The organism is Legionella sp. PC997 (genome assembly GCF_014109825.1).
GTDB lineage: Bacteria > Pseudomonadota > Gammaproteobacteria > Legionellales > Legionellaceae > Legionella.
This window is the reverse complement of sequence record NZ_CP059576.1, coordinates 3,273,404-3,297,515: the sequence shown is the minus strand read 5'-3', so window position 1 is coordinate 3,297,515 and position 24,112 is coordinate 3,273,404. Positions and strand designations below refer to the sequence as shown.

The window sequence follows — 24,112 nt, the reverse complement described above, 5'->3', positions numbered from 1 at the left end:
ACTAATCGATTAAGCCCTTCAACACTATTAATCCTCATCAAACTCTGCTTCGTATTTTGGGACTCCCAGCCCTTGACTTAAGAGCTGGGACTTAGCCGCCAATGAGGTGAAATAACCTCCATAACCCAGTGCCGGGTATACTGCCGCTCCTTTTACTGTTGCGATACCACCCTTTACTTTCGCTACACCGGTTTCGATTTTCTCTGTTACAGGCTCCAGTTTCTCGACCAAGGCGGATGCTTTACCAATAAGTGGTTCCACTTCTGATTTTAACGCACTACCTAAGTCGACAAGTGCGTCCGTTGCGACAGTAAACGCATGTTTTGCACTTCCCCATGCAGCCATTGCTCCCCCTATCAACGGTACACTTTCTGCAGTATTTAAACCTGCTTCTGTTAGAGCTTGGGTTATTGCAGCAAGCTGCGCGGGTACTGCAAGTTCTCCCCCTCCGACACCTAACTCCGCCATAGGCCCACCCGATATAGTGCCCAATATATTGACGTCAGTGCTTGCTAGATTAATTGTTGCATCAGTAGTCAAAGTTATAGCCGCCTCGGAGACAAGATCAATAGTGGGGGCGGTAATGGTAATTCCCTCTTCAGTTATGGTAATAGAAGATTCGCCCACAGTTAGTGAAATGGAGACCTCTGCTTCCTGCATAATAATAGGAGCTGTTTTCAAATTCGTCGATGAGTCTTGTTCATATCGCCAACCGCTACCTAATTTAACTTGAAAACCCGAGGTAGTATCAATCATTGCACCAGTTCTTGAAATAAAATCCAGTCCGAGCACGGAAGACGATCGAGCGCCAAAGCAAGAGTAATAATCTGCTCCATAAATGGTTTTTGAAGAAGTACCTTTAACGGTCACTAGATGATTTCCTCCAACGCTAAGTGCGCTATGAGCAGCAATGTCGGTAATCGCATTTTTACCCACTGTCTGGCATACGCTATTATCTGTTCTAAGACAATATCCTGCATCTAATTGTGAATTAAAGATATTATCAGTGCCTAACACCATAGTGGTATTGTTATTCGTTGTAGAGAATTGTATCCCTTTTGTTTTCCCATCCTGCTCATTAATAATGAACACATTGTTTTCTTTAGTATAGAGTCCCATATAATTTTGGCTATTTGCCGTAATGATATTTCGATGAGTGGAGTTACTTACTGCGCCGAGTATTATGGGTAAGTCTGGGTTACCAAATTGGAAACCGATTACCACTTCATCTCCTTTGCGGAGTGGCAAATCAAATGCATATTGGTCGCCAATGTATGATTCCATTTTCCTAACCCATCCCGATCCTTTTCCAGGACTGTCGCTGCTAATTGCTAAACGAAACTTATATAGTCCTTTTTTACTAATTTGGACGGTATCATCATCTCCTTCATGATCCACAAATCCAGGTAACATACCTACAATGCGCGGGATTCGATCATCGATCGTTTGTCGATAGGGGATTGCTTTATTAATTGCTTTATATTCGCATTCAAAATAATCCTCAGGATTGTTCACCTCACCACTATGTAGGGAGGCAAAAGATCGTTTTTGAGAGCCTCGATAAGTAGTTTGGATAATTAATAGGGGTAAATTAAGTGATGCAATCTTTAAATTTTTATGTTGAATGATTGTTCCAGGAATGATTAATGAACCTGAGGAATATCCAGTCAATATTTCTTTTTTCCACTTATAACTCTCGCTTATAAATTTGGCTATTTGTTGATTTTCTTGAGCACTCTTAATGTTTTCGGCCCAGTATGTTATTTCACCATGACCGGTTGGATCAATAATTGCTTTGGAAGTATATGATTTCGAAGATTGGTTATGGTTATATGATCGGACAATTACTCGTTGAGGTAGTGCATGGGTTGTGAATTGAGCATTATATACCAAATTTGTAGTCGGATTATTTTGACTCGCAGCAGTGTAAGATTGATAATACAGCTCATGGATATCTGAATTAGTCTTTAAAGTAGAATTGCTATCCGTTATAACCAGTTTCTCTTCATTTAGATCTTGTCTAAAGTAATAAAATAAACCTTCCAATTCCATCCAGCGGCTAATGAAACTCCAATCCACTTCGTCATATTGAAAAATAAATTTTCTAGGCTTATGTTCCATCATCAAATCAAGTTCTACCGTAATTCCATTTTTATTGAGGATCTGCTTTATCACTTGTGGTATTGATTTATTAAGGAATACTTCAGTGTTGCGCGAATATTGCAGACGATAAACTTTAGGTCTTATAAGAATTCTATATCGATAATAATTGTCATAATTATCCAATTGTGTAAAAGTAAATACCTCTCCACTTAATGGGGTTGTACCAGCTACTTTTTTGCTAAAGATTAACTGTGCTTTTTGACCTATCACTTGTTGGCCTTGAATTAATCTTTTACTGACAAACTCAATTTGAAATTCATATAAAGCTGCAATAGCAAGCTGCCCTTCAAACTCAAGTACAATGATTTCTGTTTGAGCAACACCTGGAATTTGTAATTTAGGCATCAATACCTTGGCGTTCATAGGACTCCTGTTGCCTAGATGAATGGGGGGACGAAAAACATTCTTAACAAAAAAATAGTATTGTTTAGCTTAATAACTTTTTTTGCAACCTCTTAACTCTAGTGACAATATCGGAGGATTATTCTTCCTGTCAAGATAGGCAGAATGCCATCTCTCTTTTCAAGTTGTCTAATTGACAACTATTACTGCATCCCTCATATTGTAAGCCACCTTTAGGTTAATTGTTGCACCAGGACTATTCTTCAAAGATGAAGATATTAAGAGATAAACCACACAGTATCATTACATTCAACTTCCGCCACCAAGGTAAACCCCAGCTCGCTATTACTATTATGGCTCTGTTTTCTTTTTTCAAAAAAGGCGAATTTTCAAGTTATGCGGATTTTTGGAAGCTTGCAAAAAAATCATTTAATCCTAACCAAGGTGAATTTATTGATTTATACATGCCCAAAAAAAGGGCGGAATTTTTTGTTAAAGGGTGCTGTTTTGCTTATAACGACAATATCAGTTCAAGTTTTGTAAAAGTAACGCTGGGCGACATGCAAAAACAATTAAATGTTTTTGGCGATAGGCAATGGGTAAAAGTAGAATCAAATTACCATTTATCCAAACCGGTTTGCTTCCGCCGTATACCGATAACGTTAACGAACGCATATGGTGGTAAGGAACATGAAATTAATCCGGAGGGTAAAGGATGGGCAAAAACGGATTCTTTCAATGAATTGAAGGTTCCAAATGTTGAAATTCCGACACACCTTATAAGATCCCCATCCGATGCTCCGCAGCCTGCTTTATTGTTACCTCATTCACCTACATGCAAATATCAACTTGATAAATTAGGAACATTTAACGACGATTGGCTAATAAATCAAAGCCCTTATTATCCATCTGACATTGATTGGCTCTATTTCAATCTTGCAGAAGCGGATCAGCAAAGTGAACATTATTTTAATGGGGATGAAGTATTTACTTGTGCCAACATGCATCCTGAAAAATCATTGATCACAAGTCAGCTTCCCGGCGTACGTGTACGGTGTTTTTATAAACGTATTGACAGCACTGAGAGTTTAAGTGAATTAAACCTAAATCTGGATACACTTTGGTTATTGCCTGAAGAAGAAAAAGGAATTCTCATTTGGCATGGGGTACTCGATACCCAGGATATAGCTGCCAATGATATTGATTTTATCTACAGCGTAAGTGAATCCTTAAATGAACCGAAAAAGGATATTGAATATTACATTAAGCTTCGCAACCCATCCAAAGAAAGGGTTGTACAAACCCAGCTAAATGAGTCAAGAACCAAGGCTCGAGCGAGTCGCCGCGTTGGTCTTGATTTGGATTTCGATAAAGAATTTCAAGAGATTGCTAAAATTTTTCGTCCGGGCAAGACCTTGGAAGAAATTGAAGAAGCCAAGTTTTTTAAAGGAAAAACACCCGAAGCAATACTACAAGAAGTTGCGCAGTTTTATAAAAATCAAAATCAAACAGTCCCAGTATTTGATAAATTTTCATTTGAAAGGGCTCAAAAAAATATCCCTCCACAAAATATAAATTTTTTTGAGTATCTTAAAAAACAGATCATCCAAAAAGAAGTTCCGGAAGAAAAACAATCTGAGCTATTAAAAACCCTGGAACAATATAAAGAACCCTTAAACCGCATAGATAAAATCAGCTCCTTTACACAATTTCGAACCGGGAAAGCGGGGAAATCACCTTATTCACGAGAAGAGATTATTCATGCTTTTCAACAAGGAAAGGAATTTTCCAGTGAGAATTTGGCGGGTATCGATTTATCGGACTTAGATTTATCAGGCATTAACTTATCAGGCTGTAATTTAAGCGAATGTAATTTAGCACGTACTCGCCTGAACAATGCAAATTTATCGACCACCACGTTGATTAATACCAATTTATCCGAAGCAATATTGGCTCGTGCCAATTTAACTCAGGCTTTAATAAAAAACTCGGATTTAAATCGAACTGATTTTAAAGAATGCGATATGCTTAGAACCCAGATTGAAGGGTGTTCAGCAAAAGAATGCAATTTTTCCGCAGCTTTTTTAAATTACGCCAAACTTAAAAACTGTCAGCTTAATGAAAGCTTATTTGTCAGTCTTAAAGCCAATTTTCTCGATATTTCTGACTGCAGCTTTGACTCCTGTAATTTTTCTGAGTCACGACTGCAATTTGCTACCATTAATAGATGCGTTTGGATAGATTCCAATTTTATTAAGGCTGATTTATCACATGCTCATTTTGATGGCACAAAATTGTCTAAAGTGAGCGGGAATAAGGTCATTGCACCTAAACTCTCACTAACTAAATGTGCTATCGATAATCTGGTCATGGAAGATAGTAATTTTGAGTATTTAAGCTGTAAGGGATCACAAATTTCTGAATGTCGTTTCTCCAACTGCTCCTTGTCTTCTTTAAACCTGATGAATGCTCAATTAATTCGCGGTGATTTTATAAAATGTGGAATAACCAATTTACGGTGTAACGACCAAACTCATATATCAACAAGTAATTTTGAACATTGTGATTTAAGCAAAGGGGCCATTCTGGGTGGCCATTACGAACAGATCTCTATTGTTCAGTGTGAAATGAATGCTTCTCAATTTATGAATAGTACCCTTACTAAATCAAAATTTAGTCAATGTAAGGCGAAAAAATTTAGATTTGTTAATTGTACAGTGGACTCTTGCTTTTTTCAGGACATTAATTTTTTTCAAGGTATTTTTCACAGTTCAACATTTGAAAATACTGAGTTTAATCATTGTAATTTATACAGCATTCCGTTTATAAACTGTCAAAAAAACAATGTAAAACTACAGGATTGCTTGATGAGAACCATTTCGTTAAAGGAAGATGAATCCTTATGAATGCTGAAGAATTGGCAATTAAACTATCCAAAAGAGAAATAATTCAAAACGTGTCACTAGAGTTCATAACCATTGAAAACATTGAGGCGCGACGTGCAGTATTTTTGAATGTGACATTTAAAAATGTGGTGTTTAAAAACGTCTTATTGGTTGCATCTGTTTTTGAAAAATGTCGATTTGAACAGGTCACCTTGGAAGCATGCACGATTCAATTAGGTACAATAATTTCTTCTACAATAAATCAACTCAAAAGTCACAAGTCCAATTGGCTGGGTGTGGATTTTAACTCTAATGAAGGTTCTATCGATATTGGGGCTACAGAATCCGATTTCTCTAATACTAAATTTCGTGGACAGGACCTTAAAAATTGTGAGTTCATAAACTGTACTCTTACTAAAATCAATCTTTCAAAATGTGATCTATCCCAGGGTAAATTTATCGATTGCAATATGGAACGAGTAACTGCCAAAAATGCAAAATTTTCTGGCGTACTTTTTGAAAATGCCAATTTAGTTGCTGCAAATTTTGAAGCAAGTGAGTTTAATGACATTCATTTTAACGGCTGTAATCTTCATAGAAGTTTATTTATCCAGGCGAAAATCCAAGACACCGATTTTTCAAACGCATCGGAAACAAAACACATTAATTTATTTAAAACGACCATAAAACAAACGACGTTTAAAGGAATGAATTTGGAAGCAGCCTGTCTCCAGGAGGCCCAATTAGAGGGGGTAAATTTTTCTGAATGCCTATTAAATCCAAGTAATTTTAATCAGTCCAGGATAATAAATTGTCTTTTTGATTCTGCTAATTTAACTCAATCATTATTTGAAGAATCCGAAATAAGCGATAGCTCATTTATCCATGCCGATTTAAGTTATGCGCGATTCAATAACAGTGTTATAACTGCTTGCAATTTTTCCAAGGCAAATCTAAATTTAGCCACATTACATCATATTAGCGAAGTCAGGGTTAATTGGGAGCATGCAAATCTTGATAACGTATTGAAAACCAATCCAGAATTATTGGAAGCAGAACAATGGACATAAAATTAAGGAATTCATCATGCTTGAATCGGATGTAGCCAACTTAAATAACAAAGGCGAATTGTTGAAGGGAAAAATCAAATTCTTTTCAGATGATATCTACCATATCCTTCTCCAGGGACAATTAGTTCGTGCTCAGCCAGCATTCTCCTGTTTACTTACGCCTTTAGTTGATGACGAAGTATTACTGTTTAAAGACGGAACTAACTATTATATTTTATCGATTATTCATCGTCTACAAACCGCTGCTTTATCGATGAAATTGGGAAATCATTTAAGTCTGGTTGGTGAAAATAACCATTTAAAAATTAATGCACCAACAATCAGCCTAATGGCAAATGATACAATTAATTTAAGTGCATCCTCACAAAATATGGAATGTGATACGGGAAAATTTTCGATACAACACGCTCACTTCCGAGGACAAGAGTTAAACTTTTCATATCAATCGCTCAAGATGATTTGTCAGTATATCCATACCATCAGTGACACGGTTAATACTCAAGCATTACGGGTTTATCACTGGGTAAAGGAACTGGAACATCAATTTTTAGGGCGAATACGAACTATTGTAAAACACAATTACCGGATTGATTGTGAGGAAATGGAAATTCATGCTGAGGGTGATACCAAAATTGCTGCGAAACAAATTCAGTTAGGATGATGAAATGACAATGGCGTGTATGATAGGTGGTGAAGTATTGACTCCTGGTCCCATAGATATCTGCAAAATGCCTCCAAGGGGGGTTCCTAATCCTTTTATGAATATCGGTACTTGGCTCATGAGCGTGGATTTCGTTCCTGCAGTGTTAATCAATTCATCACCAAGCTGTAATACAGGAACGATTATTCCCGAATCAAACGGGGATCAGGCAGGAACTATGGGGGGAGTGATTTCTGGAACGTTCATGCTAATAGTCACACCCTTAACGGGTGCATTTAATGTACTTTTAGATGGATTACCAGCAAATAATCTGGGTATGACTGTAACTTTCTCAAATGATACGAACACAACGGGGATTTATTCCATCCCCTCACAAACCGATGTGATTGCAACCTGATATGGTATAGCTATGTGACGTGGCTATTCCCGTGGCTTCTCCAGGGGATACAGCGATAGTCCCGGACACACCCTTTCCCAGGTTACCCCTACCCAGAGTAGTGAACAAGCCAATTAATAAAGCTTATTAACTATTTTTTAATAAGGATAATTGGGATGGGGTGCTATCAGAATTCTTGTCAGTTGTTTTAAAGAACTTTGGTCCAGAAGAGGCTGTAAGCTGATTTAAATGCTTCAAGAACTCATCCATTAATGTTAATTGATTTTTAAAATCTTCCTCCAGATGAGAATTAACCAAGCGTTTTTCTTCAAACATCTTAATTGAAAGCCTAAGTGCCTCAGCAGGTTCTAGCGGGCCATTTTTATCTTGATAAGCACTCAATTCAGAAGAAATTTCACTTTGAATGGCAATAAAAGGTAAATGATTTTCTAAAGCCGTATAAAGATTGAGAGTAAATAGTTGTTCTAAATGAGCTTTTAGCTCAGACTCATCTTTTGCAAACTGATTGAGAAATGCATTTTTTAGGGTGATGAAACCAGTTAATATTTGTCCCATGGAATGTTGTTTGGAGATTAATGGCCGATGACCAAATTGTTTTAGGTTTTCATTAACGTAAGGATAATAATCTGCACGTTGGCCGCCACGAAATTGCATTATTCCGTCACTATAAAGCCAGGTAGTTAATTCATCTGGGTCTAAAGAAGTCGTTTTAACAACCTTTTTTATGAATTCGCGCATTTCTTTTTCATAGATGCTGAACGTAGAGAAGTTTGGCATGAACGATCCTTATTCATCATTAAAAAACGAAGCCTACCCAAAATACTAAGGGTGGTAAAGCCTTATTTATAAAAAAAGCCGATGATTATAGCCAAATTAGAGAAAGGTATTTTACTATTAAGTTATTGAACTTTAGTTATAAATTTTGTTTAATTTTCTCGTACAAAGAAGTTTTAATCCCTATATGATAAAAGCCCGCAAAAGTATGTAAAGGGATATCCATTACATGAGCAAAAGTATGATAAATGGAATTACTATTGATGGTTGCTGATAAAGGTATTTGGAATCCGAAGGGTGGATAATTAAGATCTAAGGCATTAATGGTTTTAACTGCTTTCACACCTTGTAACCAGTGTTGTATAGAATCTTCTTTTTGGTACACCGTGCAATATGCATGAATAGGTAATGCAAAAGTGCCGGTCTGCAAACCATATTGATTCGCAAATTGAGGATCATATGCAATACAGTATGCTCTTAAACTATGATCTTTATTGTATCCAATGGGAACGACACAACCCCTCTTTCTCGAGGTAGCTAGCCCATGTAATTGGGCGACTACATTATTACTTTCAATCTCCCTTAAAATCCAAAAATCATGAACAACACGCTTAAAGAAAGGGATTGGCAGCCGAAACATGGCTGCTTGAATACAATATCCTTGCATAAAAATCTCCCAGTAAACAGCGTCCTTCATTCGATTCTGTATTTGAGCCTTACCTAAATCTCCATTCCCTGTTCACTATATCTCATTTTTAGTATAGGCGCCGGGATGTATTTAAGCTTCCCGGTTAATTAATGGGAACGCCTGGTTTAGATGTCCGGACTGATACAGGAAGGTCTTTGGAGGTGGTATTTTTAAAAAAACCAAAGGTTTTTAATGAGATTCCGACGTCAATATCCGAGTTTAGTTCCACATCAAAACTGTGGTCATGAGCGGGCGTTGGCTTATGATCGGTTTCTACGTCCATTTCTAAATGGACATCGGTTTCTGAATTGACATCCGAATCGTGATCAGTTCCTGAACTCTCATCAATTTCAAGATCAATTTTTTTATGGTTTACTTTATTGAGTTGCTCTCTTAAATAGTCTGCAATTTCGTTTTGAATACTGGCAACGGCCTTCTTATAAGCAATGCTTAGTGATTTTTTTTGCGGTGAATTACTAGAAAGTTCACATAAATACCGAACAATTCCAGGATGTTTAAATTTAACTGCTAATTTTAACGCGTCCTCGATAGTACGTTGGGTGAGTGAATTCATTTCCTGACTGCATAAATAGGTAACAATACTTTGCCTGCCTTCTTTAACCGCGAGCAGAAAAGCCGCTTTAACAGCAGAGTTACTTGGCGGATTCAGTGGAGAGCGACATAAAGTAATAAATGTCTCCGTATGATTGCCTTTCACCGCCCAATTTAGGGCTTGATTTAAAGTATGTTGGGTTGGTTTGGTCTTGGTTGTCATTGAGCAAAAAAATTCAACGAGTTCTGATTTTCCTTTTTTTGCTGCAGTTATCAGGCCATGATTGATCAAACTCTGATCCGAGGAATAAGTAGGAGAATTATATAGGTAGGTAACAATTTCCAAATGCCCATTCATAATGGCATGATCCACTGCTTCTTCAAATTCTGCCCGAACGATTTTCCTTGGTAGGTCATGAAAACATCGAACCAAGGGTAAACAACCAGACTGACAGGCTTTTACAAAAGCTCTTTGAATGATGGTGCCTCGGGGGGGATTTGTTGATAAATTACAAAGCCCTTGAATTGCTTCTAGATCCAAACCAGCTACGGCATGGTTGAATGCTTTTTCAATTGCACAAAGAGAGGGCGGATGTTCTTCTGCATCTGCCATAAATAGAGCAATATCCCAATATCCTAATTCGCTTGCCGAATGAAACCATTTATTGATTGCTGATTGATTTGCGAGAGTGACACCAGAATTATAAAAATATTGAACTATGTTGAACTTGCCACGGCTAATGGCTTGATTAAGGATTTTAATCTTGATAGCGGAGGATTCGTAATCGTAAAGATCGAAGAGGTCATGGATGATCTTTAATTCACCTTCTGCTGCTGCCCCGAGAATGATTTGTTCCAGTTCATCTTCATTTAAGGTCACCCTATCAAGGTGACAGAGATGAGATACAACATCCCATTGATTTGCTTTGGCAGCAATAATTATCGCTTGGTTACAATCTTCCAATGGGATTTGTTCTTCCAACAGAGTAATTAAACCAAGATTGCCATATTTTGCAGCCTTAAGAATAACGTTTTTACCTTCATATTCTTTCTCTGTCCAGTTAAGCCGTTGTATTGGGGGACTTTCTAATTGTTTAATGATTTTTTTTCTGATTAATTCGTTATCAATGGCCGCTAGAATTTCAATAAGAACACGCTCGTATTCACTGACCCCATCTTCTGGAATTACAAGGGGTAAAGATAGAGCCTCAATAAAGGCATCCAGGTTAAATTCATTTCCATGACAAAGAAAGGCAGTTTGAGCGATTTTTGCCTGCAATGCATATTTATTATTGAGGATGTATTTTGCTTGCGGTTGGATGAGTTTAAATACATTAAGTTTGCGAGACGCTTCAAGCCAAATATCTTCGATAATTTGATAATTACGACTACTGAATTCACAATCGGTAGTTTGTTCAACAATACATTCGATGACACGTTGTTTTATTTGTTCACTTCGTTGGGAAAGTATGGCTTCGCAATCTGGGTATCTTTTGAGTTGGCGTAGTAATCTTTCATCTTCTAATAGGAATGGATGTTGAACAAGATTATCAATAATTGCTTGGAATACAAGTTGCGTCACGGGCCCTTTTTTCTTTGAAAGTATCAGAAATAATGCCATTAATTGGAAAATGAGTTCGGGATCAGAAGTATGTTTTAGCGTGATTTGCTGAATAAATTCACTGATATTTTTTTCATTGATGTATTCAGAAAGTTTTGGTTTATAAGGTAATAGGTAAAATATGGCGCCTTCATTGTTGGATAATAATTCTTGTGCATGTTGATCGTCAATTAAACATGCTAAATGTTCTAGGATAGCAGGGGAAGACTCGCGGGCAATTACATTAATGAGGCCAGGTAATACTTTGGTGAGCGTCTCAGCCTCATTCAGAGTATGTCGTAAGGCTTCCACCCATTTCGAATCGGTATCTTCTTCACAAGTTACTAGTGCTGCGTGTAAAAATGTTGTCCCAAATAGTTCATATAGGGCTGAAAAATTCGTTGCGGTTAAGGTAAATTGTAGGGGTTCTTCTTTTTGAGGAATATTCTGAAGTTCGTGCTCACTAAACACTCCCTGGAGTGAGTAGCTTTGAAATCCTCGTTCATCACTACTTGTTTTTTTAACCGCTTCCACAAGGGGCTTGGCTTCCGGAAAATGATTAAGTAAAGCATATAAGAGAAACACTTCGTTGTCTTCGGAGTGTAATGTAAATAAATTGTATTTCAAAAAATCATGAAGTAAATAGGTTTGCAAAATCTGTTCCGGGCTAGTATTGCGCTGAACTAACCAGAGTATAAATGCCGCGAACTTCTGTGTATCAGAGATCCAATCTCTACATAATCCTATGATCCCTAACGGATTTTTTTGCTGGGATAGCTTTTTGTTAAACAGGCTTAGATGGTGTTCAACCTGTTGAATGTCGTCAATAAATTTCTGGTTATGCAACTCAGAATCAACACATTTTTGGATTTCAGGAAGATTTTTAAACAATGCTTCATTTTGTTGATAAAAATTAAGTGTATGGTCGCTGTCTTCCTGCAATAAAGCTCGAAACAATTTGAACAATTTAGCATGGAGCAACGAATTTTCTTTATCCACTTTAGGTAGTAGATATTTAAGGGTAATTAAAAATAAAGAATCCTGCGGATTTTCTTCGAATGTTTTTCTGCAAAATTGAAGATAATCCATGAATAAAATGTGTTGCTCTACCTTCTTAATGTCTTCCTGAGTATCAAGACCTTGTAGCTTGCCAAGACGGGCATTACTCAGAAGCACACGGTTAGTGTGACGTGCTTGAAGTTCTTCCCGTTCGAGAAGTTCTCGAGATAGGTGTTGATTAGATAGATGAAAAATTTTTTCATCACTTTGAAGCCAGTTAAAAAGCTTAGTGATCATCTTTTGGCTCGAAAGGGTAACGTAAGCATAAGATGTACTACAAATGATCTTGAGTCAAGATATTATTTGTGCTTTCAGAGTCAAATTTGAGCTCAGTGATATTGGAAGATCGGTAATGAAAAAAAATATTAACCACTCTAAAAATAGAGCATGGTATGCATTAAAAAAAAACAGTAGGTTTGTGGATTTAGTTGTTAGTGGGAGTTGCAAAAAATATTCTAGCTTGATGCATGAGAAATACACTGAAATAGGAGGTAAAGAAATGGGAGTAAGTCTGATTAATGGGCGATAACCAGACTTACATGCAGACTACAACGAGGAGAGTAACCACATCCTTGTGGTATAGCGTCTTCCATGATGCTATAAATTCCTTTTAAGACATCCACTGTCATTCCTCGTTGTAGTAAGCATAACAAAATGTTTTAAATTAGCATTGCCTTTTTATCTCATATTCGTGTAAGAAATTTCTCAAACTTGAGATTGAACCGCAAAAGAACAAAATTTGCTCTACCTACTCCATTTATATGTAAGTGTAAAAAAACATAAGGCATGTTGAGATAAAAATTAGCTGGCAATTCAATCCCCTCTTAATAAACTTAGGGCAAGGCGTTTAAGGGGAAAACTAGGCCTTAAAATTTTTGCATTTCGTTTAATTTAATTTTTTTATATAAAGTTTTCCGTGTTAATCAATCCTTAAGCTTATGTGTTTTACACTGATAAAAAGTCAAGAGGAGACTACCATGTCAAACAAGAAACTAACTGAACGTTTAAATCGAGAACTTGATGAGCTTGGAGTTCCTGCTTTAATGACAGAACGCGTACAAGTGTGCTCTAAGTTGTTCCAATTACCTAAATTTAAAATTGAAGCTCTTTTACATGGAGTCATCGCTTTGGACTCTACCTCCATGCAAAAAGTTGCTAATGAGCTCGAGGTCAGTATGGATTGGTTGTTTGGAGAAACCAAAGAAACCACTCACTAGTTACATTAAACTAGCCCCGGGAGACAAAACTCCCGGGCTATCATAAGAACCCATGGGCTAAGCTTTAATAGGAGTGACTAATGAGGCAAGACTCATACGGTATCCACCCTTCATTGAGAATCAAGTGTTTAGTAAGACATAGAACCATAAAACTTGAAGCGTAATAATTGCAAATACTAACGTTTACATGCAAATGAAGTAGCATGTAAACGATGAATGAATTGAGATAAAACAAATAATTTAATCGATTAGTTCCAATGAGGAACTTTCAGTGATGCCATAGGATTTATTTTGCCTATCATGACAAACGATGATAAACATTCACTCCATGGTTAAAGACATCAACCACGTTTGCAACGCTGGGAATTGTAGAGTTACCTGAAAAAAAGGCGAATCCTGCTTGTATTCCTCGGGCAACATTACCACCTATACCCAAACTGTTATATGAGTTAGGGGCAATTGCTTCAAATGCGTGAATTGCCACGTCGGGAAGATATTCAATTGCTGCGGCATCTGGATTAGTAAGGTACTGAACCATAACTAAGGTTGCAACTAGGGCATTGTAGCCACGATAGACAGTACTCCAGTTCAAAAGGTTGTACATAGATACGGGTTGTAAGGGGGTTTTTTCTTGCTTTTCATAAGACATTATTAGTACTCCTAATTCGTGATCCAAAAAAATAATCCTCGCGCCACATTATAAATTAAACAATATTTAAATCACATGTTTTAATAAAAAAGTATTTTAAGAACAATTATTTACTGAGCGGAAATTCTTTGGCTAAAAAGTATTCAAAGAATATTTGGATCCATCTTACATTTTAAAACTATTATTGGTTGAGGGGCTAAGCTTCATACCATTAAGTATTTTTTCGAATACCTCAAAATTATTGGAATGGGAATTGGTATTAATTATGGGAAAAAGTAGATGTTGAAAAAAATCGGCTCTTTTTTCGATTTCTTCGGCATAGGTCTCTGCTACAAGCTCAGGCTCATTTTTAAAAGCACCACAACCCCAGGCACCCAGAACTGCATGGGTTTGTCCCACAAGGATTAAGGTATCCAGTTGAGCCGCGATTCGTCGACGTAAATCTTCTCTATGTTCTTTTAATACACTAGCCTCCTGTGATTGCGATTCAGCAAAGTGCTCGGGCGCAGCGGATCTTAATTCATAAAAAGAAAAAATACTCTCTGAAGGGAGAAACGCATAACTCAATTCTGGACTGGATGTTAGTCCAGATCCTCCATAGTCATCTACCGTCGAAGGCAGCAATACTTCCGGACCTCTAAAACATATTCTAGGTTCTGCACTATGGAGGGTTTTATAAATATCTGCAGTATCTAATGTAGGACAACGTGCTTTTACAATATCGTACTCGAGTTGGGTCATCATTTTTCTAGCTTCTACTAATGAGGCTCCTTCTTCAGTATATATAAACAGGTTTGAAGTCTTATCGAGTTTGACGATTTTATCCATCAATGAAAGTAAACATGAACTTCGGTGCCACATATTTTCTTCTTGAGCACTCCCACCTTCTAGGACAGCACCTCCGGGATATCGAGAATTTGCCATATTCAATACGGTGTAAATTACCGCATTTTTTTTGGTTGCTGTTAACGTGGCACTTCCCCAATCTTGATATTGGACTTCAACTTTCGGGTCAACCGAAGAAGCCACAGGTTTTAATTTTTTCCAACGTTCGAAATTACTAATTGCCGTTTTCTGTAAATCTAGATATTCCTTGGGAGTAGTTACTTTAATTATTGTTTCGTGGATACTATCATGACGCCAAAGATTACCAGATAAGCTTCCTGTCAGAAGGTTGGGTCTATGTGAGGAGTGAACCTCATGAATGGTAGAATAAATGTCATTTGCAGATACACGACCTCTGAAAAATCTCAACCGACCTAACATAATCTAGATCCTTAACTTTTGTGCATATATCGCAATGGACTCCAGTTTTCCTTTGGTTATGCGGGCAATAAAATAATCAATAAGAGCATATGTTTATCATAGTGTATCTAGTTTGGAATTCAAGAAGATCTTCTAAGTTTTCACTAGTATTCGTTGAAAGATAAGAATATTTGTTTTTCTTGAGCTTCGTCGTTTTATTAGAAAAAAAGCTGAAGAGAGGCCATAATATTTTTTATCTATAATTTAATTCATTAAATGAGGTATATTAAAAGTTCATAAACAAGGAGTGTTTATTATGATAAGAAATTCCATAAAAAATTTGAGTGGTCTTGTCATTCTTTCTTTTTCAATTCAAGCCCTTGCCCATGATACGATTCGAGTGCATGTCAAAACGAATGAAAAGACAGCTGCTGCATTAGGATATACTGTAGATGGTAAAAAAGCAGGAGCTCGAGGAAAGTATTATGAAGGAAAAGGGCCGGCAAATAGAGAATATGTGTTTGGATTTAGGAAAAATTCGGCCTTTGGTCCCGACGTGCTATGCGGATCTCAAGTTCTAACTAAAGATAGTATTGTCACTTTAATTACTAAAGGTGATAGTTGCTCAATTGTAGTAAATTAAATAGGAACTATAGAATTAGTTCATGCTTTATGATGTATTCAATGAAACATCATCGAGATGGAGTCTATCGGAATGATAGTGCTGCATCCTCGATCATTTGTTCATAAACCAAAACTAAAACTGAACCATGATGAACCTCCAAAACAATATCAGGTGTTTGAGCTCGATTAAAACATGAGGTTTGTCCTGGAAATGAAAGATGAGTATTATTGAGCTCCCATCGCAGACCAATTGAAGAGAGGATTGCTTCTGGTATTCCCATTAATGAAATTTTTGTATGGACTGGCAAGGAAAGATTAATCTTGGATTGTGCATTCATCACAAATCCCCTTATCGGTGGTGCATATAAAAGACAGTTGGTCCCCATAAAGATATTCATGTTATTTAGTACATGATCCAAATGTCCCCCATTTACCCCAACCACAATAGCGGGTAATAAATCCTGGTCTTTTAAATAACCCAGGGCCTTTTGATAATCACTACTGCTTTGATCCGGGATATGAAGAAAAGGGTGGTTTTTCAGAAGAGCTGGATGGACTGAATCTAAGTCCCCAGTGATTAATTGAGGACGAATTCCCTGTTCAAATAAACTATTTGCCGCGCCATCAGCTGCAATAATTGGCAAATTCATCGCAATGAAAAAAGATGAATCAGGTAAATTTCCATTGAGACATAAAATGGATTGATACCCAGTTAAATTAATTACATCGTGTATCATAATGTCTTTTTAATAAAATAAGGAGCAAACTGACAATTAAACCCACTACATTCGAGCTGGTTACAAAAAATGAGTCGGTGCTACTTCCATATATAATCCAAGCTATCGAACAAATGAGGTAATTAATCAGCATAATCATGGAGAGATCTTGGGTGGATCGGGTTTTTAACGATTTAATAATTTGTGGTAATAAACCAATAAAGGAAGTAATAAAAGCAATCATACCTGAGAGCATAACAATAGACACATTTTCCTCCGCTCAGACGAATGAGATCAGGTTCAAAGGGTTGGTTTAATTCCTCTCAGCCCTTAACGGGCACCCCCAATGTACAAAAATCATTCTAACATGAATCATGCGAATCCTGAAGGTCTATTTAAAATACTGTGTTTTCGTTTTAGGTATACACAGAGACTCTTTGTGCTAAAGGCTTTGATCTAGTACTATTGCGCTCAACTTGGCTTTAATTTAATCAAAAAGCAATATTTTTTTATCTGTTCAAAGGGATTTTTTATTAGGATAATGAGACCACGATGTCAGTTTGGTAAAAATTTTTTCCTCCAAATTGATATTAGACTAGGTCATTGATCCTTAAAGACTGGTTCCTTGAGGATGTTTTTTCAGATAAGGAATAAAAATGAAAAGAATTACTTTGTTAATCATGGGATTGGCCCTAACGGGTGGAGCAATTGCGGAAAGCGGACCCAAAGAGGAAGTCCGCCATATTGTGACACTCAATGGGCTCACTCAAGGAGATGGACGATATATTCGAACTGATGTTACAGAGAATGGTCAATATAGGTATGGCTATTATTTTTGTGGAACCCGGCATAGCATAGTATATGGGGATATGGTGTTTGCGGATGAAGTAGGTGAGTCTTACCGTGTGGAACGATCGATTAAATTTTCGATATGTCAGGATGAAATGTTAAGCGAATGTGAAGAATTTGCCTCGGACCATTTTACTATTTTTAAGAATAAAGAAGGTTATTTAGAAACGGATAGTCGTCCTGTTTTACCTATTAGTGTAGCCTCACTAAAAGACTCCTTTAAAGCATGTCAACCTAACCCAGAAGAAGACAATCGGATGAAAAAAGTAATTCATGCTGGGAGCAATTATTTGATTCGTAAAGGTTAATTGGAAATAGCGCTAGGGGCGCAGCATACCCTTGGGAATTTTGCTACCATCTCCCGTGAGTTGTAGGTCTTGCTGCGCTTATTAAAGCCTCAAGAAATCATGGCCGAAGGTCCCAAATTTTTTCTTAAACTTAGAGCAAAAATAGCGAGATTTTACTATAATGGCCCGCTTTCTTTTTTAAAATGAATATTATGTCCCAACCACGAACTTCGATTTTGCTAATTGGATTATTATCAGCCTTTTCCTTACTTACCTTTGACCTTTATCAACCTTCGCTGCCTTATATCACTAATGTTTTTGGTACCACTCATAGCTTAAGTCAATTAACCTTAAGTATTTATTTGCTTGTGTTTGGTGTGACCCAATTGATCTGGGGACCATTAATCGATCATTTTGGACGACGCCGTTTGTTACCTGGCAGCTTGTTTCTTGCTGTTCTTGCCAGTTTAATCTGTGCTTTTGCAACGAATATCTATGTACTCATTCTGGGACGCGCCTTACAAGGATTTGCTTTGTGTTGTGCGAATTTGATTGCTTTTTCAATATCTCGGGATTTTGAGGATACCATAGAGCGAGCTAAGGTTCTGTCCTATGTTTCGATGATTGTTTCAATTTCACCTATTCTTGCTCCGGTATTGGGTTCACTGATTTTTACCTATTATGGTTGGCAGGCTAATTTCATATTAATGGCGGTAATTGGATTAACACTATTACTGCAATCGCGTAAAGGATTGTTTGAGTCTCCCTTTTGGAAACAACCCCAAGAATCTTTTATGGTTAAAAAAGTAATTAAAGCCTATCAAGAGATCATTCCATCTCCCGCTCTTTGGAGTGGTTCTTTTATTATGATGTTTAGTTTCGCAGCCGTAATGCTTTCGGTGATTAATTCGTCCTATATTATTATTGATCAATTTGGGTTTTCCCCTTTGGTATACGGTGTTATTTTTATTATTAATGGTTTAAATATTATTGTGGGCAACTATTTAGGTATTTGGCTTCGTAAATATTTCAGCATGGCATCGACTATTAGTCTTGGAGCATGGTTTATTATTATTGGTGGATTTGCGATGTTAGTATGTGCAGCTTTTTATGAATTCAATTTGTATGCTCTATCTTTTGCATTAATTTGTAATTTAGGAATTAGCTTAGCTGCTCCTGCTACCATGTCCATCATGCTCGCAGATTATAAAGAAAATACCGGACTTGCACTGGCTATAATCCATACCGTGCGTATGTTTGGCTCATCGGTTTTAACAATCATAAGTGCCTATTTGCTAATTCAAACGCTAAATGCCTTGCCTTTAGGTTTAATTGTTTGTGGACTTGGTGCGCTTTATAGTTCTTGGCATTTTAATCGTCTAACAGCCGAATCGGATGACTCAGGATTGCGTGAGGCAGAAGCTGCCTAGTCTGCACGTTATTTACCCAACGAAGACTCTGATTAAATTCATAATCCAGGATGTATAAAGTTCTTCTTATGTAATTCTTAGAATTTCAAGGGGTGCATGTGGTATCATTTTGTTTTCACACGTACTTATTGTAAAGAATGAAAATAAAAATTTTCTTTTATGGATTATTAGTAAATCTTCAAGTTTTTGCTGCTCCTCATTTTGTACCGGCGGAACCATCTTCGGCCAGTCAGTATGAGATCAACGGAGCTGCATTATGTTCCACTGCTAAAGAAACCCTGGCTTATTTAAATAAGGGCAACCATTATGATTCACGTGTTATTCATGAGGGTACTGTTTTCCCTGTACCCGTAGCACGAGTCAAAGCCACTTTACTATTCATTTGCCAACACCAAAACGAATTGAACAATCCTGCGTTCATAAAAAAACATTTTGATTTTGTTCGCTGGTATCCTGATCTGGAACAAGCGAAACCTTTAAAGAGAAAAAAATCACTTCTTGCTCATTTGCCCCAAGATAAAATTTTAATGACCAAATATTATGTACACCGTGCGAAGGCATCAACCCAGCCTAGCGCAGCCTATCCATTTGCTCTGTACGGACTTCCTCGAGATGAGGAATCATTAACACTTGAAGAGGCCGATGCAAAACCCGGACTGACACGGTTCCACTACGGCAAGCAAGCTATATTAAAAGGTGCATTGAGGGATAAGAATGTTCCTGTCTTGGCTTACTTTAACCGAGATGATCTAGAGGCGGCATTAATGCAGGGCACTCTGGTCGCAGATTTTGGCAAGAACCAGACAAAAATCTTTAATGTTCATCGTTGCAATAATATTGCATACGACAAAGCTAAAAACCCCTATCAACAAGAACGTTACTGGTATTTTAAACCGGTAGCAGGAATTAAAGGGTATGGAAAAGACGCAGATCATAAAATTACAGTAAATCCAGCGGTCACTTTTGCCGCAGATCTTGAACATTTTGGTTTAGGGAAACTGTTGTTGATCCAATATCCCGATCGAGCAGGTAAAATGGTGACCCGAGCTGGTATTTTTGCAGATACAGGTGGTGCATTCCAAAACAATTTATACCAAGTTGATTTTCTAGCAGGGAGTTATGCGGGGAGAGAGGAGTTCACCCAAGCAGCTCGCCATTTGCCCGATTATGTGGCTGCCTACTTTATGGTATTGAAAAAATGAAAATTTTCATATTCTGCTTATTTTTTTTAAATTCTTTGGCCCATGCATTTTCGTGTTATGATCCGCAAGTTATTCATAAGAAACCTATCCAATTTAATAAACAACGAATTGCTTTAACACGTCAATATCAATTAGCTCATTATGGGATTGACTCTAAATCAATTGAAATTGAACCTAAAATGATCGTCTTACATTGGACGTGTATTTCCACGCTCAAGGCAACTTTTCGTGTTTTTGATCCTCCTACGTTCCCACAGAATTCACCCCGTATTAAAGAATTGCCGGGTACCTTGAATGTCTCAAGTCATTTTTTAGTTGATCGTGATGGAAGTATTTATCAGCTCATGCCAGAACACTGGATGGCAAGACATGTTATTGGATTGAACCATTATGCGATCGGCATTGAAAATATAGGCGGTATAGATGGTAAGGATGATCTAACTGAGGCCCAAACTAAAGCCAATGCATTTTTAGTGTGTTATCTCAAAAAGAAATATCCTGAAATAGAATATGTTATTGGACATAATGAATATTTGAATTTTAAAAACACCTCACTTTGGCTTGAACGCGATCCGAATTATCAAACCGATAAAGAGGATCCCGGTCCAAATTTTCGAAAGCGTGTCATGAAATTAGTTCACGGTTAGTAACAGAATTAAAATGTGGTGGGATTTAGTTTAGCGGACCTGGTGGTCAAAGAATAAGATCAACTATTACTATCAATTTATAGGCTTACAGTCATGGAACACTTTCCTGAATTCCCATACTTTTTTATCTTTGGCTTTGGTTATACGGCCGAATTTTTAGCGAGAGAACTTTCTCAATTGAATTTTAGAGTGGTTGGTACAACTCGAGATAAAGATAAAATTCTAAATAATGTTCAAAAAGATTACAAATTCATTGATTTTAATGGGGAGGAAATAGCCTATTACTTAAATAAGGCAACTCACATTTTAGTCAGTATCCCCCCTTCAGGCCATGGTGATCCTGTCCTTTCATGTTTTAGTGATTTAATCACGCAAAACAAAACACATATTCAATGGATGGGATATCTTTCTTCTACAAGTGTTTATGGGGATCATCAGGGGGCGTGGGTAACGGAGGAATCGGACTCTAAAGCAGCAGGAAGTCAAGGTAAGTTAAGATTAATTGCTGAAAATAAATGGATGATTTTTGCCAGAGAACATGGAATTCCACTTCATATTTTTAGATTGGCAGGAATCTATGGACCACATCGTAATGCAATAGAACGAATCATCGGCGGAAAAAAAGTCAGTATTTACAAAGAGGGACAAGTTTTCTCCAGAATCCATGTTGCAGATATTGCTGCAGTCATTAAGGCCTCTATAATGAATTCGCAGCCTTATTCAATTTATAATGTTGCGGACGATGAACCTACCCCGGCGCATATTGTGGATGCCTACGCTGCATCATTACTCAATCGGCCGCCTTTACCACTTCTCTCATGGGAAACAGCAACCCTATCTCCAATGGAACAACAATTTTATGCAAGTAATCGTCGGGTTTCTAATGCTAAGATTAAAGAAAAATTAAAGATAGACCTGCTTTATCCTTCTTATAGAGAAGGATTAACTCAACTTTTTAATGATAGTTATAAGGGAAAAATTTAGAGCTTCGAACTTGTAGAAATAAAATTGCTACAATAAATAAGTGTGCTTTATGAGAGACCGATTCAATGCATGGAGCGACTATGTCGGACGAATTACTAGATGTGCTGGTTGTTGGGGCTGGACCTGTGGGTTTATTTTGTGCAAATGAACTAACTCGTCAGGGTTTGAATTGTCGGATAATTGATAAAAAGTTAACAACTAGTGATAAATCCAAAGCATTAGCGATTCATATTCGAACACTTGATCTTCTTAGGGATTGTGGTTTTATCGAAGAAATTCTGATTCAAGGACATAAAGTTGATGGCGTCTTGTTTAAATCTAAAGGTCAAGAGTTAATTCATGCAACCTATGCAAACGTCGAAGCAAATTACCATTTTGTTATTGATCTTCCACAAAGTAAAACAGAACAAATTCTCCATCAAGGGTTGATTGATAGAGGATTGCATGTTGAGTGGCAAACGGAACTTACACAAATAGAACAAGCCTCCAATCATGTCGTATCTACCCTAAAACATGTTGATGGCCGTATCGAAGTAGTTCAGGCGAGTTGGGTTATTGCGTGTGATGGTTCACATAGTACCTTAAGAAAGCAAGTTAATGCCGAATTTATAGGTTCTTCGTATAAGCAAACATGGTGGTTGGCTGATGTATTGATTGATTGGAAATTACCTGAAGATAAATTTATTCTTTATGTCAGTGACAAAGGTCCAGCCGCATGCTTTCCCATGGGAGACAAACGATATCGTATCGTTATGACCGCCCCCGGAAAAATTATGAGCCAGGAGCCCACAATGGAGGATATAGTCCAGGCTTTTAAATTGCGATGTACGGATCCAGCCACACTTCATGATCCTGTTTGGATCAGCCAATTCGGTATCGATCACAAACAGATCCAAAATTATCGTTATGGTCGGGTATTTTTTGCAGGTGATGCAGCGCATGTTCATAGTCCTATGGGGGGACAAGGTTTAAACACTGGCTTACAAGATATCTATAATTTGGCTTGGAAATTAGCGCTCGTACATAAAGGATTGGCACATGATGCCTTACTGGATAGTTACCACAGTGAACGTCACCCCATTGCAGCAGGAGTTTTGAAAAAAACCGGGGTAATGACCCATTTAATTATGATAAGCAATCCATTGCTAATTAGGTTACGCAATTTTATTTTACATAATGCCATGTCGTTTGATGCGATGAAAAATTTCATCCTTAATGATCTGGCTGAATTGTCCGTGAATTATGCTAAGAGCCCCATCGTAAGAGTTCTGGGTCAAAAGACGCAGTTCAAAATAGGTGGATTTCTTCTTGATTTTCCTTTGGTTGATGCCCACAGTAAAGAGAAAAAGGAGTTACACCAAATAACCCAAGGGATACGACATCATTTATTATTGTTTACTGGTCTTGCATCGAATCAATCCGCTCTTTTATTTAAAATTGCAGCCGCTATGGAGGAGCGATTTAAAGGGTTAATCCAAACACACATAATATGTTCTAATTCTGAAATAACATTACCTGTTGAAGAGATGTCGCTATTAATTGACGAGAATCAAAAAATGCATCAGTACTTTAAACTCAATCAAGCCACTGCCGTCTTGATTCGTCCGGATAAATATATTGGTTTAACTCAAATGCCAGTCAATAAGGAAGCATTACTGGAATATATGGAACATACTTATTTGCAGGTGGAAGCTCAAATTTGATTCAGGATTATACATTATTGCGTTCCAAAACGGCATATCCTTTATCGGGCTTATATGAACTTCATCGAAGACATTTGAATTGTCATCTTTTGTTCCATGCGTAAAAATTATATCATCTCAAACATGAGTGATTAATTTTCAAAAAAATGATAAACAGATTGTCGGGTTGAAATGTAAAATAGGTTGTAATCAACCTAAAAATAGAATAAAAAATTGAATAGTAATTTGTACCGTCTCATTGATACAAAGTACACCCTTATCAAGGCCACACCTTCATAAAAACTATGGACTGTTACATGCGGATAGGGAAATGTCTAATTACGTGGATCACATGAGTTGAACTACCCAGAAATGGACCTATTTACACA

The 24,112-nt window shown here is 37.2% G+C and carries 21 protein-coding genes and 1 riboswitch; of the genes, 13 read left to right on the top strand and 8 right to left on the bottom strand.

Annotation, left to right across the window (positions count from 1 at the left end):
- Positions 1 to 27: 27 nt before the first annotated feature.
- The gene (locus HBNCFIEN_RS14470; RefSeq protein WP_182391763.1) at positions 28 to 2,526 is read right to left on the bottom strand and encodes a type VI secretion system Vgr family protein; all 2,499 of its coding nucleotides are present in this window, start codon (positions 2,524 to 2,526) and stop codon (positions 28 to 30) included.
- Positions 2,527 to 2,774: 248 nt separating this feature from the next.
- Here HBNCFIEN_RS14470 and HBNCFIEN_RS14465 point away from each other — a divergent pair, with 248 nt between their 5' ends.
- Genes HBNCFIEN_RS14465 through HBNCFIEN_RS14450 form a run of 4 tightly spaced genes read left to right on the top strand, consistent with a single transcriptional unit; the run spans position 2,775 to position 7,518 of the window.
- Entirely contained in the window at positions 2,775 to 5,411 is a 2,637-nt protein-coding gene (locus HBNCFIEN_RS14465; RefSeq protein WP_182391762.1) for a DUF2169 domain-containing protein, read from the top strand.
- Positions 5,408 to 6,460, top strand: coding sequence for a pentapeptide repeat-containing protein (locus HBNCFIEN_RS14460; RefSeq protein ID WP_182391761.1), 1,053 nt, complete (start codon positions 5,408 to 5,410; stop codon positions 6,458 to 6,460). Before HBNCFIEN_RS14465 ends, HBNCFIEN_RS14460 begins: the two co-directional genes overlap by 4 nt.
- Positions 6,461 to 6,476: 16 nt before the next feature.
- Positions 6,477 to 7,121, top strand: coding sequence for a DUF3540 domain-containing protein (locus HBNCFIEN_RS14455; RefSeq protein WP_182391760.1), 645 nt, complete (start codon positions 6,477 to 6,479; stop codon positions 7,119 to 7,121).
- A gap of 4 nt (positions 7,122 to 7,125) precedes the next feature.
- Positions 7,126 to 7,518 carry a PAAR-like domain-containing protein gene (locus tag HBNCFIEN_RS14450; RefSeq protein ID WP_182391759.1) on the top strand — a complete coding sequence of 131 codons (393 nt, stop codon included), beginning with the start codon at positions 7,126 to 7,128 and terminating at the stop codon, positions 7,516 to 7,518.
- A 126-nt stretch (positions 7,519 to 7,644) separates the two neighbouring features.
- Here the strand turns inward: HBNCFIEN_RS14450 and HBNCFIEN_RS14445 are convergent, their stop codons facing one another.
- The 3 genes from HBNCFIEN_RS14445 to HBNCFIEN_RS14435 form a co-directional block, all read right to left on the bottom strand.
- Positions 7,645 to 8,295 carry a hypothetical protein gene (locus tag HBNCFIEN_RS14445; RefSeq protein WP_182391758.1) on the bottom strand — a complete coding sequence of 217 codons (651 nt, stop codon included), beginning with the start codon at positions 8,293 to 8,295 and terminating at the stop codon, positions 7,645 to 7,647.
- Between the two features lie 136 nt (positions 8,296 to 8,431).
- Positions 8,432 to 8,959 (bottom strand): hypothetical protein, encoded by a 528-nt coding sequence (locus HBNCFIEN_RS14440; protein WP_182391757.1) that lies wholly within the window; start codon positions 8,957 to 8,959, stop codon positions 8,432 to 8,434.
- A 124-nt stretch (positions 8,960 to 9,083) separates the two neighbouring features.
- Entirely contained in the window at positions 9,084 to 12,428 is a 3,345-nt protein-coding gene (locus HBNCFIEN_RS14435) for an ankyrin repeat domain-containing protein (RefSeq protein ID WP_182391756.1), read from the bottom strand.
- A gap of 115 nt (positions 12,429 to 12,543) precedes the next feature.
- On the opposite strand from HBNCFIEN_RS14435, the gene HBNCFIEN_RS14430 reads away from it, so the two are divergent.
- Together HBNCFIEN_RS14430 and HBNCFIEN_RS14425 are read left to right on the top strand one after the other, a co-directional pair.
- Positions 12,544 to 12,720: a hypothetical protein gene (locus tag HBNCFIEN_RS14430; protein WP_182391755.1), complete on the top strand. Its 177-nt coding sequence runs from the start codon at positions 12,544 to 12,546 to the stop codon at positions 12,718 to 12,720.
- Positions 12,721 to 13,168: 448 nt separating this feature from the next.
- On the top strand, positions 13,169 to 13,408 hold the full coding sequence (locus tag HBNCFIEN_RS14425; protein WP_182391754.1) for a hypothetical protein: 240 nt from the start codon (positions 13,169 to 13,171) through the stop codon (positions 13,406 to 13,408).
- Positions 13,409 to 13,706: 298 nt separating this feature from the next.
- Here HBNCFIEN_RS14425 and HBNCFIEN_RS14420 read toward each other — a convergent pair whose 3' ends face one another.
- On the bottom strand, positions 13,707 to 14,057 hold the full coding sequence (locus HBNCFIEN_RS14420; protein ID WP_182391753.1) for a hypothetical protein: 351 nt from the start codon (positions 14,055 to 14,057) through the stop codon (positions 13,707 to 13,709).
- Between the two features lie 165 nt (positions 14,058 to 14,222).
- Positions 14,223 to 15,323 carry a poly(ADP-ribose) glycohydrolase domain-containing protein gene (locus HBNCFIEN_RS14415; protein WP_182391752.1) on the bottom strand — a complete coding sequence of 367 codons (1,101 nt, stop codon included), beginning with the start codon at positions 15,321 to 15,323 and terminating at the stop codon, positions 14,223 to 14,225.
- 295 nt (positions 15,324 to 15,618) lie between these two features.
- Between HBNCFIEN_RS14415 and HBNCFIEN_RS14410 the strand changes: the two genes are divergently transcribed.
- The gene (locus tag HBNCFIEN_RS14410) at positions 15,619 to 15,945 is read left to right on the top strand and encodes a hypothetical protein (protein WP_182391751.1); all 327 of its coding nucleotides are present in this window, start codon (positions 15,619 to 15,621) and stop codon (positions 15,943 to 15,945) included.
- A 64-nt stretch (positions 15,946 to 16,009) separates the two neighbouring features.
- On the opposite strand, the gene HBNCFIEN_RS14405 is transcribed toward HBNCFIEN_RS14410, so the two are convergent.
- Both HBNCFIEN_RS14405 and HBNCFIEN_RS14400 read right to left on the bottom strand, forming a co-directional pair.
- Positions 16,010 to 16,663: a thiamine diphosphokinase gene (locus tag HBNCFIEN_RS14405; protein ID WP_182391750.1), complete on the bottom strand. Its 654-nt coding sequence runs from the start codon at positions 16,661 to 16,663 to the stop codon at positions 16,010 to 16,012.
- Positions 16,644 to 16,910, bottom strand: a complete 267-nt coding sequence (locus HBNCFIEN_RS14400) for a SemiSWEET family sugar transporter (RefSeq protein WP_182391749.1) — start codon at positions 16,908 to 16,910, stop codon at positions 16,644 to 16,646. Before HBNCFIEN_RS14400 ends, HBNCFIEN_RS14405 begins: the two co-directional genes overlap by 20 nt.
- A riboswitch (TPP riboswitch) is annotated at positions 16,897 to 16,997 on the bottom strand. It overlaps the preceding gene by 14 nt.
- Before the next feature lie 301 nt (positions 16,998 to 17,298).
- On the opposite strand from HBNCFIEN_RS14400, the gene HBNCFIEN_RS14395 reads away from it, so the two are divergent.
- The 6 genes from HBNCFIEN_RS14395 to HBNCFIEN_RS14370 all read left to right on the top strand — a co-directional run bounded on the left by HBNCFIEN_RS14395 (position 17,299) and on the right by HBNCFIEN_RS14370 (position 23,744).
- Positions 17,299 to 17,799, top strand: a complete 501-nt coding sequence (locus HBNCFIEN_RS14395; protein WP_182391748.1) for a hypothetical protein — start codon at positions 17,299 to 17,301, stop codon at positions 17,797 to 17,799.
- Between the two features lie 191 nt (positions 17,800 to 17,990).
- Positions 17,991 to 19,208: a multidrug effflux MFS transporter gene (locus tag HBNCFIEN_RS14390; RefSeq protein WP_182391747.1), complete on the top strand. Its 1,218-nt coding sequence runs from the start codon at positions 17,991 to 17,993 to the stop codon at positions 19,206 to 19,208.
- 137 nt (positions 19,209 to 19,345) lie between these two features.
- Positions 19,346 to 20,410, top strand: a complete 1,065-nt coding sequence (locus tag HBNCFIEN_RS14385) for a hypothetical protein (protein WP_182391746.1) — start codon at positions 19,346 to 19,348, stop codon at positions 20,408 to 20,410.
- Positions 20,407 to 21,057 (top strand): N-acetylmuramoyl-L-alanine amidase, encoded by a 651-nt coding sequence (locus HBNCFIEN_RS14380; RefSeq protein ID WP_182391745.1) that lies wholly within the window; start codon positions 20,407 to 20,409, stop codon positions 21,055 to 21,057. Before HBNCFIEN_RS14385 ends, HBNCFIEN_RS14380 begins: the two co-directional genes overlap by 4 nt.
- A gap of 93 nt (positions 21,058 to 21,150) precedes the next feature.
- Positions 21,151 to 22,041 (top strand): SDR family oxidoreductase, encoded by an 891-nt coding sequence (locus tag HBNCFIEN_RS14375; RefSeq protein WP_182391744.1) that lies wholly within the window; start codon positions 21,151 to 21,153, stop codon positions 22,039 to 22,041.
- A gap of 80 nt (positions 22,042 to 22,121) precedes the next feature.
- Positions 22,122 to 23,744: an FAD-dependent monooxygenase gene (locus HBNCFIEN_RS14370; RefSeq protein ID WP_182391743.1), complete on the top strand. Its 1,623-nt coding sequence runs from the start codon at positions 22,122 to 22,124 to the stop codon at positions 23,742 to 23,744.
- Positions 23,745 to 24,112: the final 368 nt, after the last annotated feature.

Bases quoted from the DNA above. Each gene is read 5' to 3' on its own strand.
- HBNCFIEN_RS14470 (WP_182391763.1), bottom strand. From the start codon at position 2,526: ATGAACGCCAAGGTATTGATGCCTAAATTACAAATTCCAGGTGTTGCT.
- HBNCFIEN_RS14465 (WP_182391762.1), top strand. From the start codon at position 2,775: ATGAAGATATTAAGAGATAAACCACACAGTATCATTACATTCAACTTC.
- HBNCFIEN_RS14460 (WP_182391761.1), top strand. From the start codon at position 5,408: ATGAATGCTGAAGAATTGGCAATTAAACTATCCAAAAGAGAAATAATT.
- HBNCFIEN_RS14455 (WP_182391760.1), top strand. From the start codon at position 6,477: ATGCTTGAATCGGATGTAGCCAACTTAAATAACAAAGGCGAATTGTTG.
- HBNCFIEN_RS14450 (WP_182391759.1), top strand. From the start codon at position 7,126: ATGACAATGGCGTGTATGATAGGTGGTGAAGTATTGACTCCTGGTCCC.
- HBNCFIEN_RS14445 (WP_182391758.1), bottom strand. From the start codon at position 8,295: ATGCCAAACTTCTCTACGTTCAGCATCTATGAAAAAGAAATGCGCGAA.
- HBNCFIEN_RS14440 (WP_182391757.1), bottom strand. From the start codon at position 8,959: ATGCAAGGATATTGTATTCAAGCAGCCATGTTTCGGCTGCCAATCCCT.
- HBNCFIEN_RS14435 (WP_182391756.1), bottom strand. From the start codon at position 12,428: ATGATCACTAAGCTTTTTAACTGGCTTCAAAGTGATGAAAAAATTTTT.
- HBNCFIEN_RS14430 (WP_182391755.1), top strand. From the start codon at position 12,544: ATGAAAAAAAATATTAACCACTCTAAAAATAGAGCATGGTATGCATTA.
- HBNCFIEN_RS14425 (WP_182391754.1), top strand. From the start codon at position 13,169: ATGTCAAACAAGAAACTAACTGAACGTTTAAATCGAGAACTTGATGAG.
- HBNCFIEN_RS14420 (WP_182391753.1), bottom strand. From the start codon at position 14,057: ATGTCTTATGAAAAGCAAGAAAAAACCCCCTTACAACCCGTATCTATG.
- HBNCFIEN_RS14415 (WP_182391752.1), bottom strand. From the start codon at position 15,323: ATGTTAGGTCGGTTGAGATTTTTCAGAGGTCGTGTATCTGCAAATGAC.
- HBNCFIEN_RS14410 (WP_182391751.1), top strand. From the start codon at position 15,619: ATGATAAGAAATTCCATAAAAAATTTGAGTGGTCTTGTCATTCTTTCT.
- HBNCFIEN_RS14405 (WP_182391750.1), bottom strand. From the start codon at position 16,663: ATGATACACGATGTAATTAATTTAACTGGGTATCAATCCATTTTATGT.
- HBNCFIEN_RS14395 (WP_182391748.1), top strand. From the start codon at position 17,299: ATGAAAAGAATTACTTTGTTAATCATGGGATTGGCCCTAACGGGTGGA.
- HBNCFIEN_RS14390 (WP_182391747.1), top strand. From the start codon at position 17,991: ATGTCCCAACCACGAACTTCGATTTTGCTAATTGGATTATTATCAGCC.
- HBNCFIEN_RS14385 (WP_182391746.1), top strand. From the start codon at position 19,346: ATGAAAATAAAAATTTTCTTTTATGGATTATTAGTAAATCTTCAAGTT.
- HBNCFIEN_RS14380 (WP_182391745.1), top strand. From the start codon at position 20,407: ATGAAAATTTTCATATTCTGCTTATTTTTTTTAAATTCTTTGGCCCAT.
- HBNCFIEN_RS14375 (WP_182391744.1), top strand. From the start codon at position 21,151: ATGGAACACTTTCCTGAATTCCCATACTTTTTTATCTTTGGCTTTGGT.
- HBNCFIEN_RS14370 (WP_182391743.1), top strand. From the start codon at position 22,122: ATGTCGGACGAATTACTAGATGTGCTGGTTGTTGGGGCTGGACCTGTG.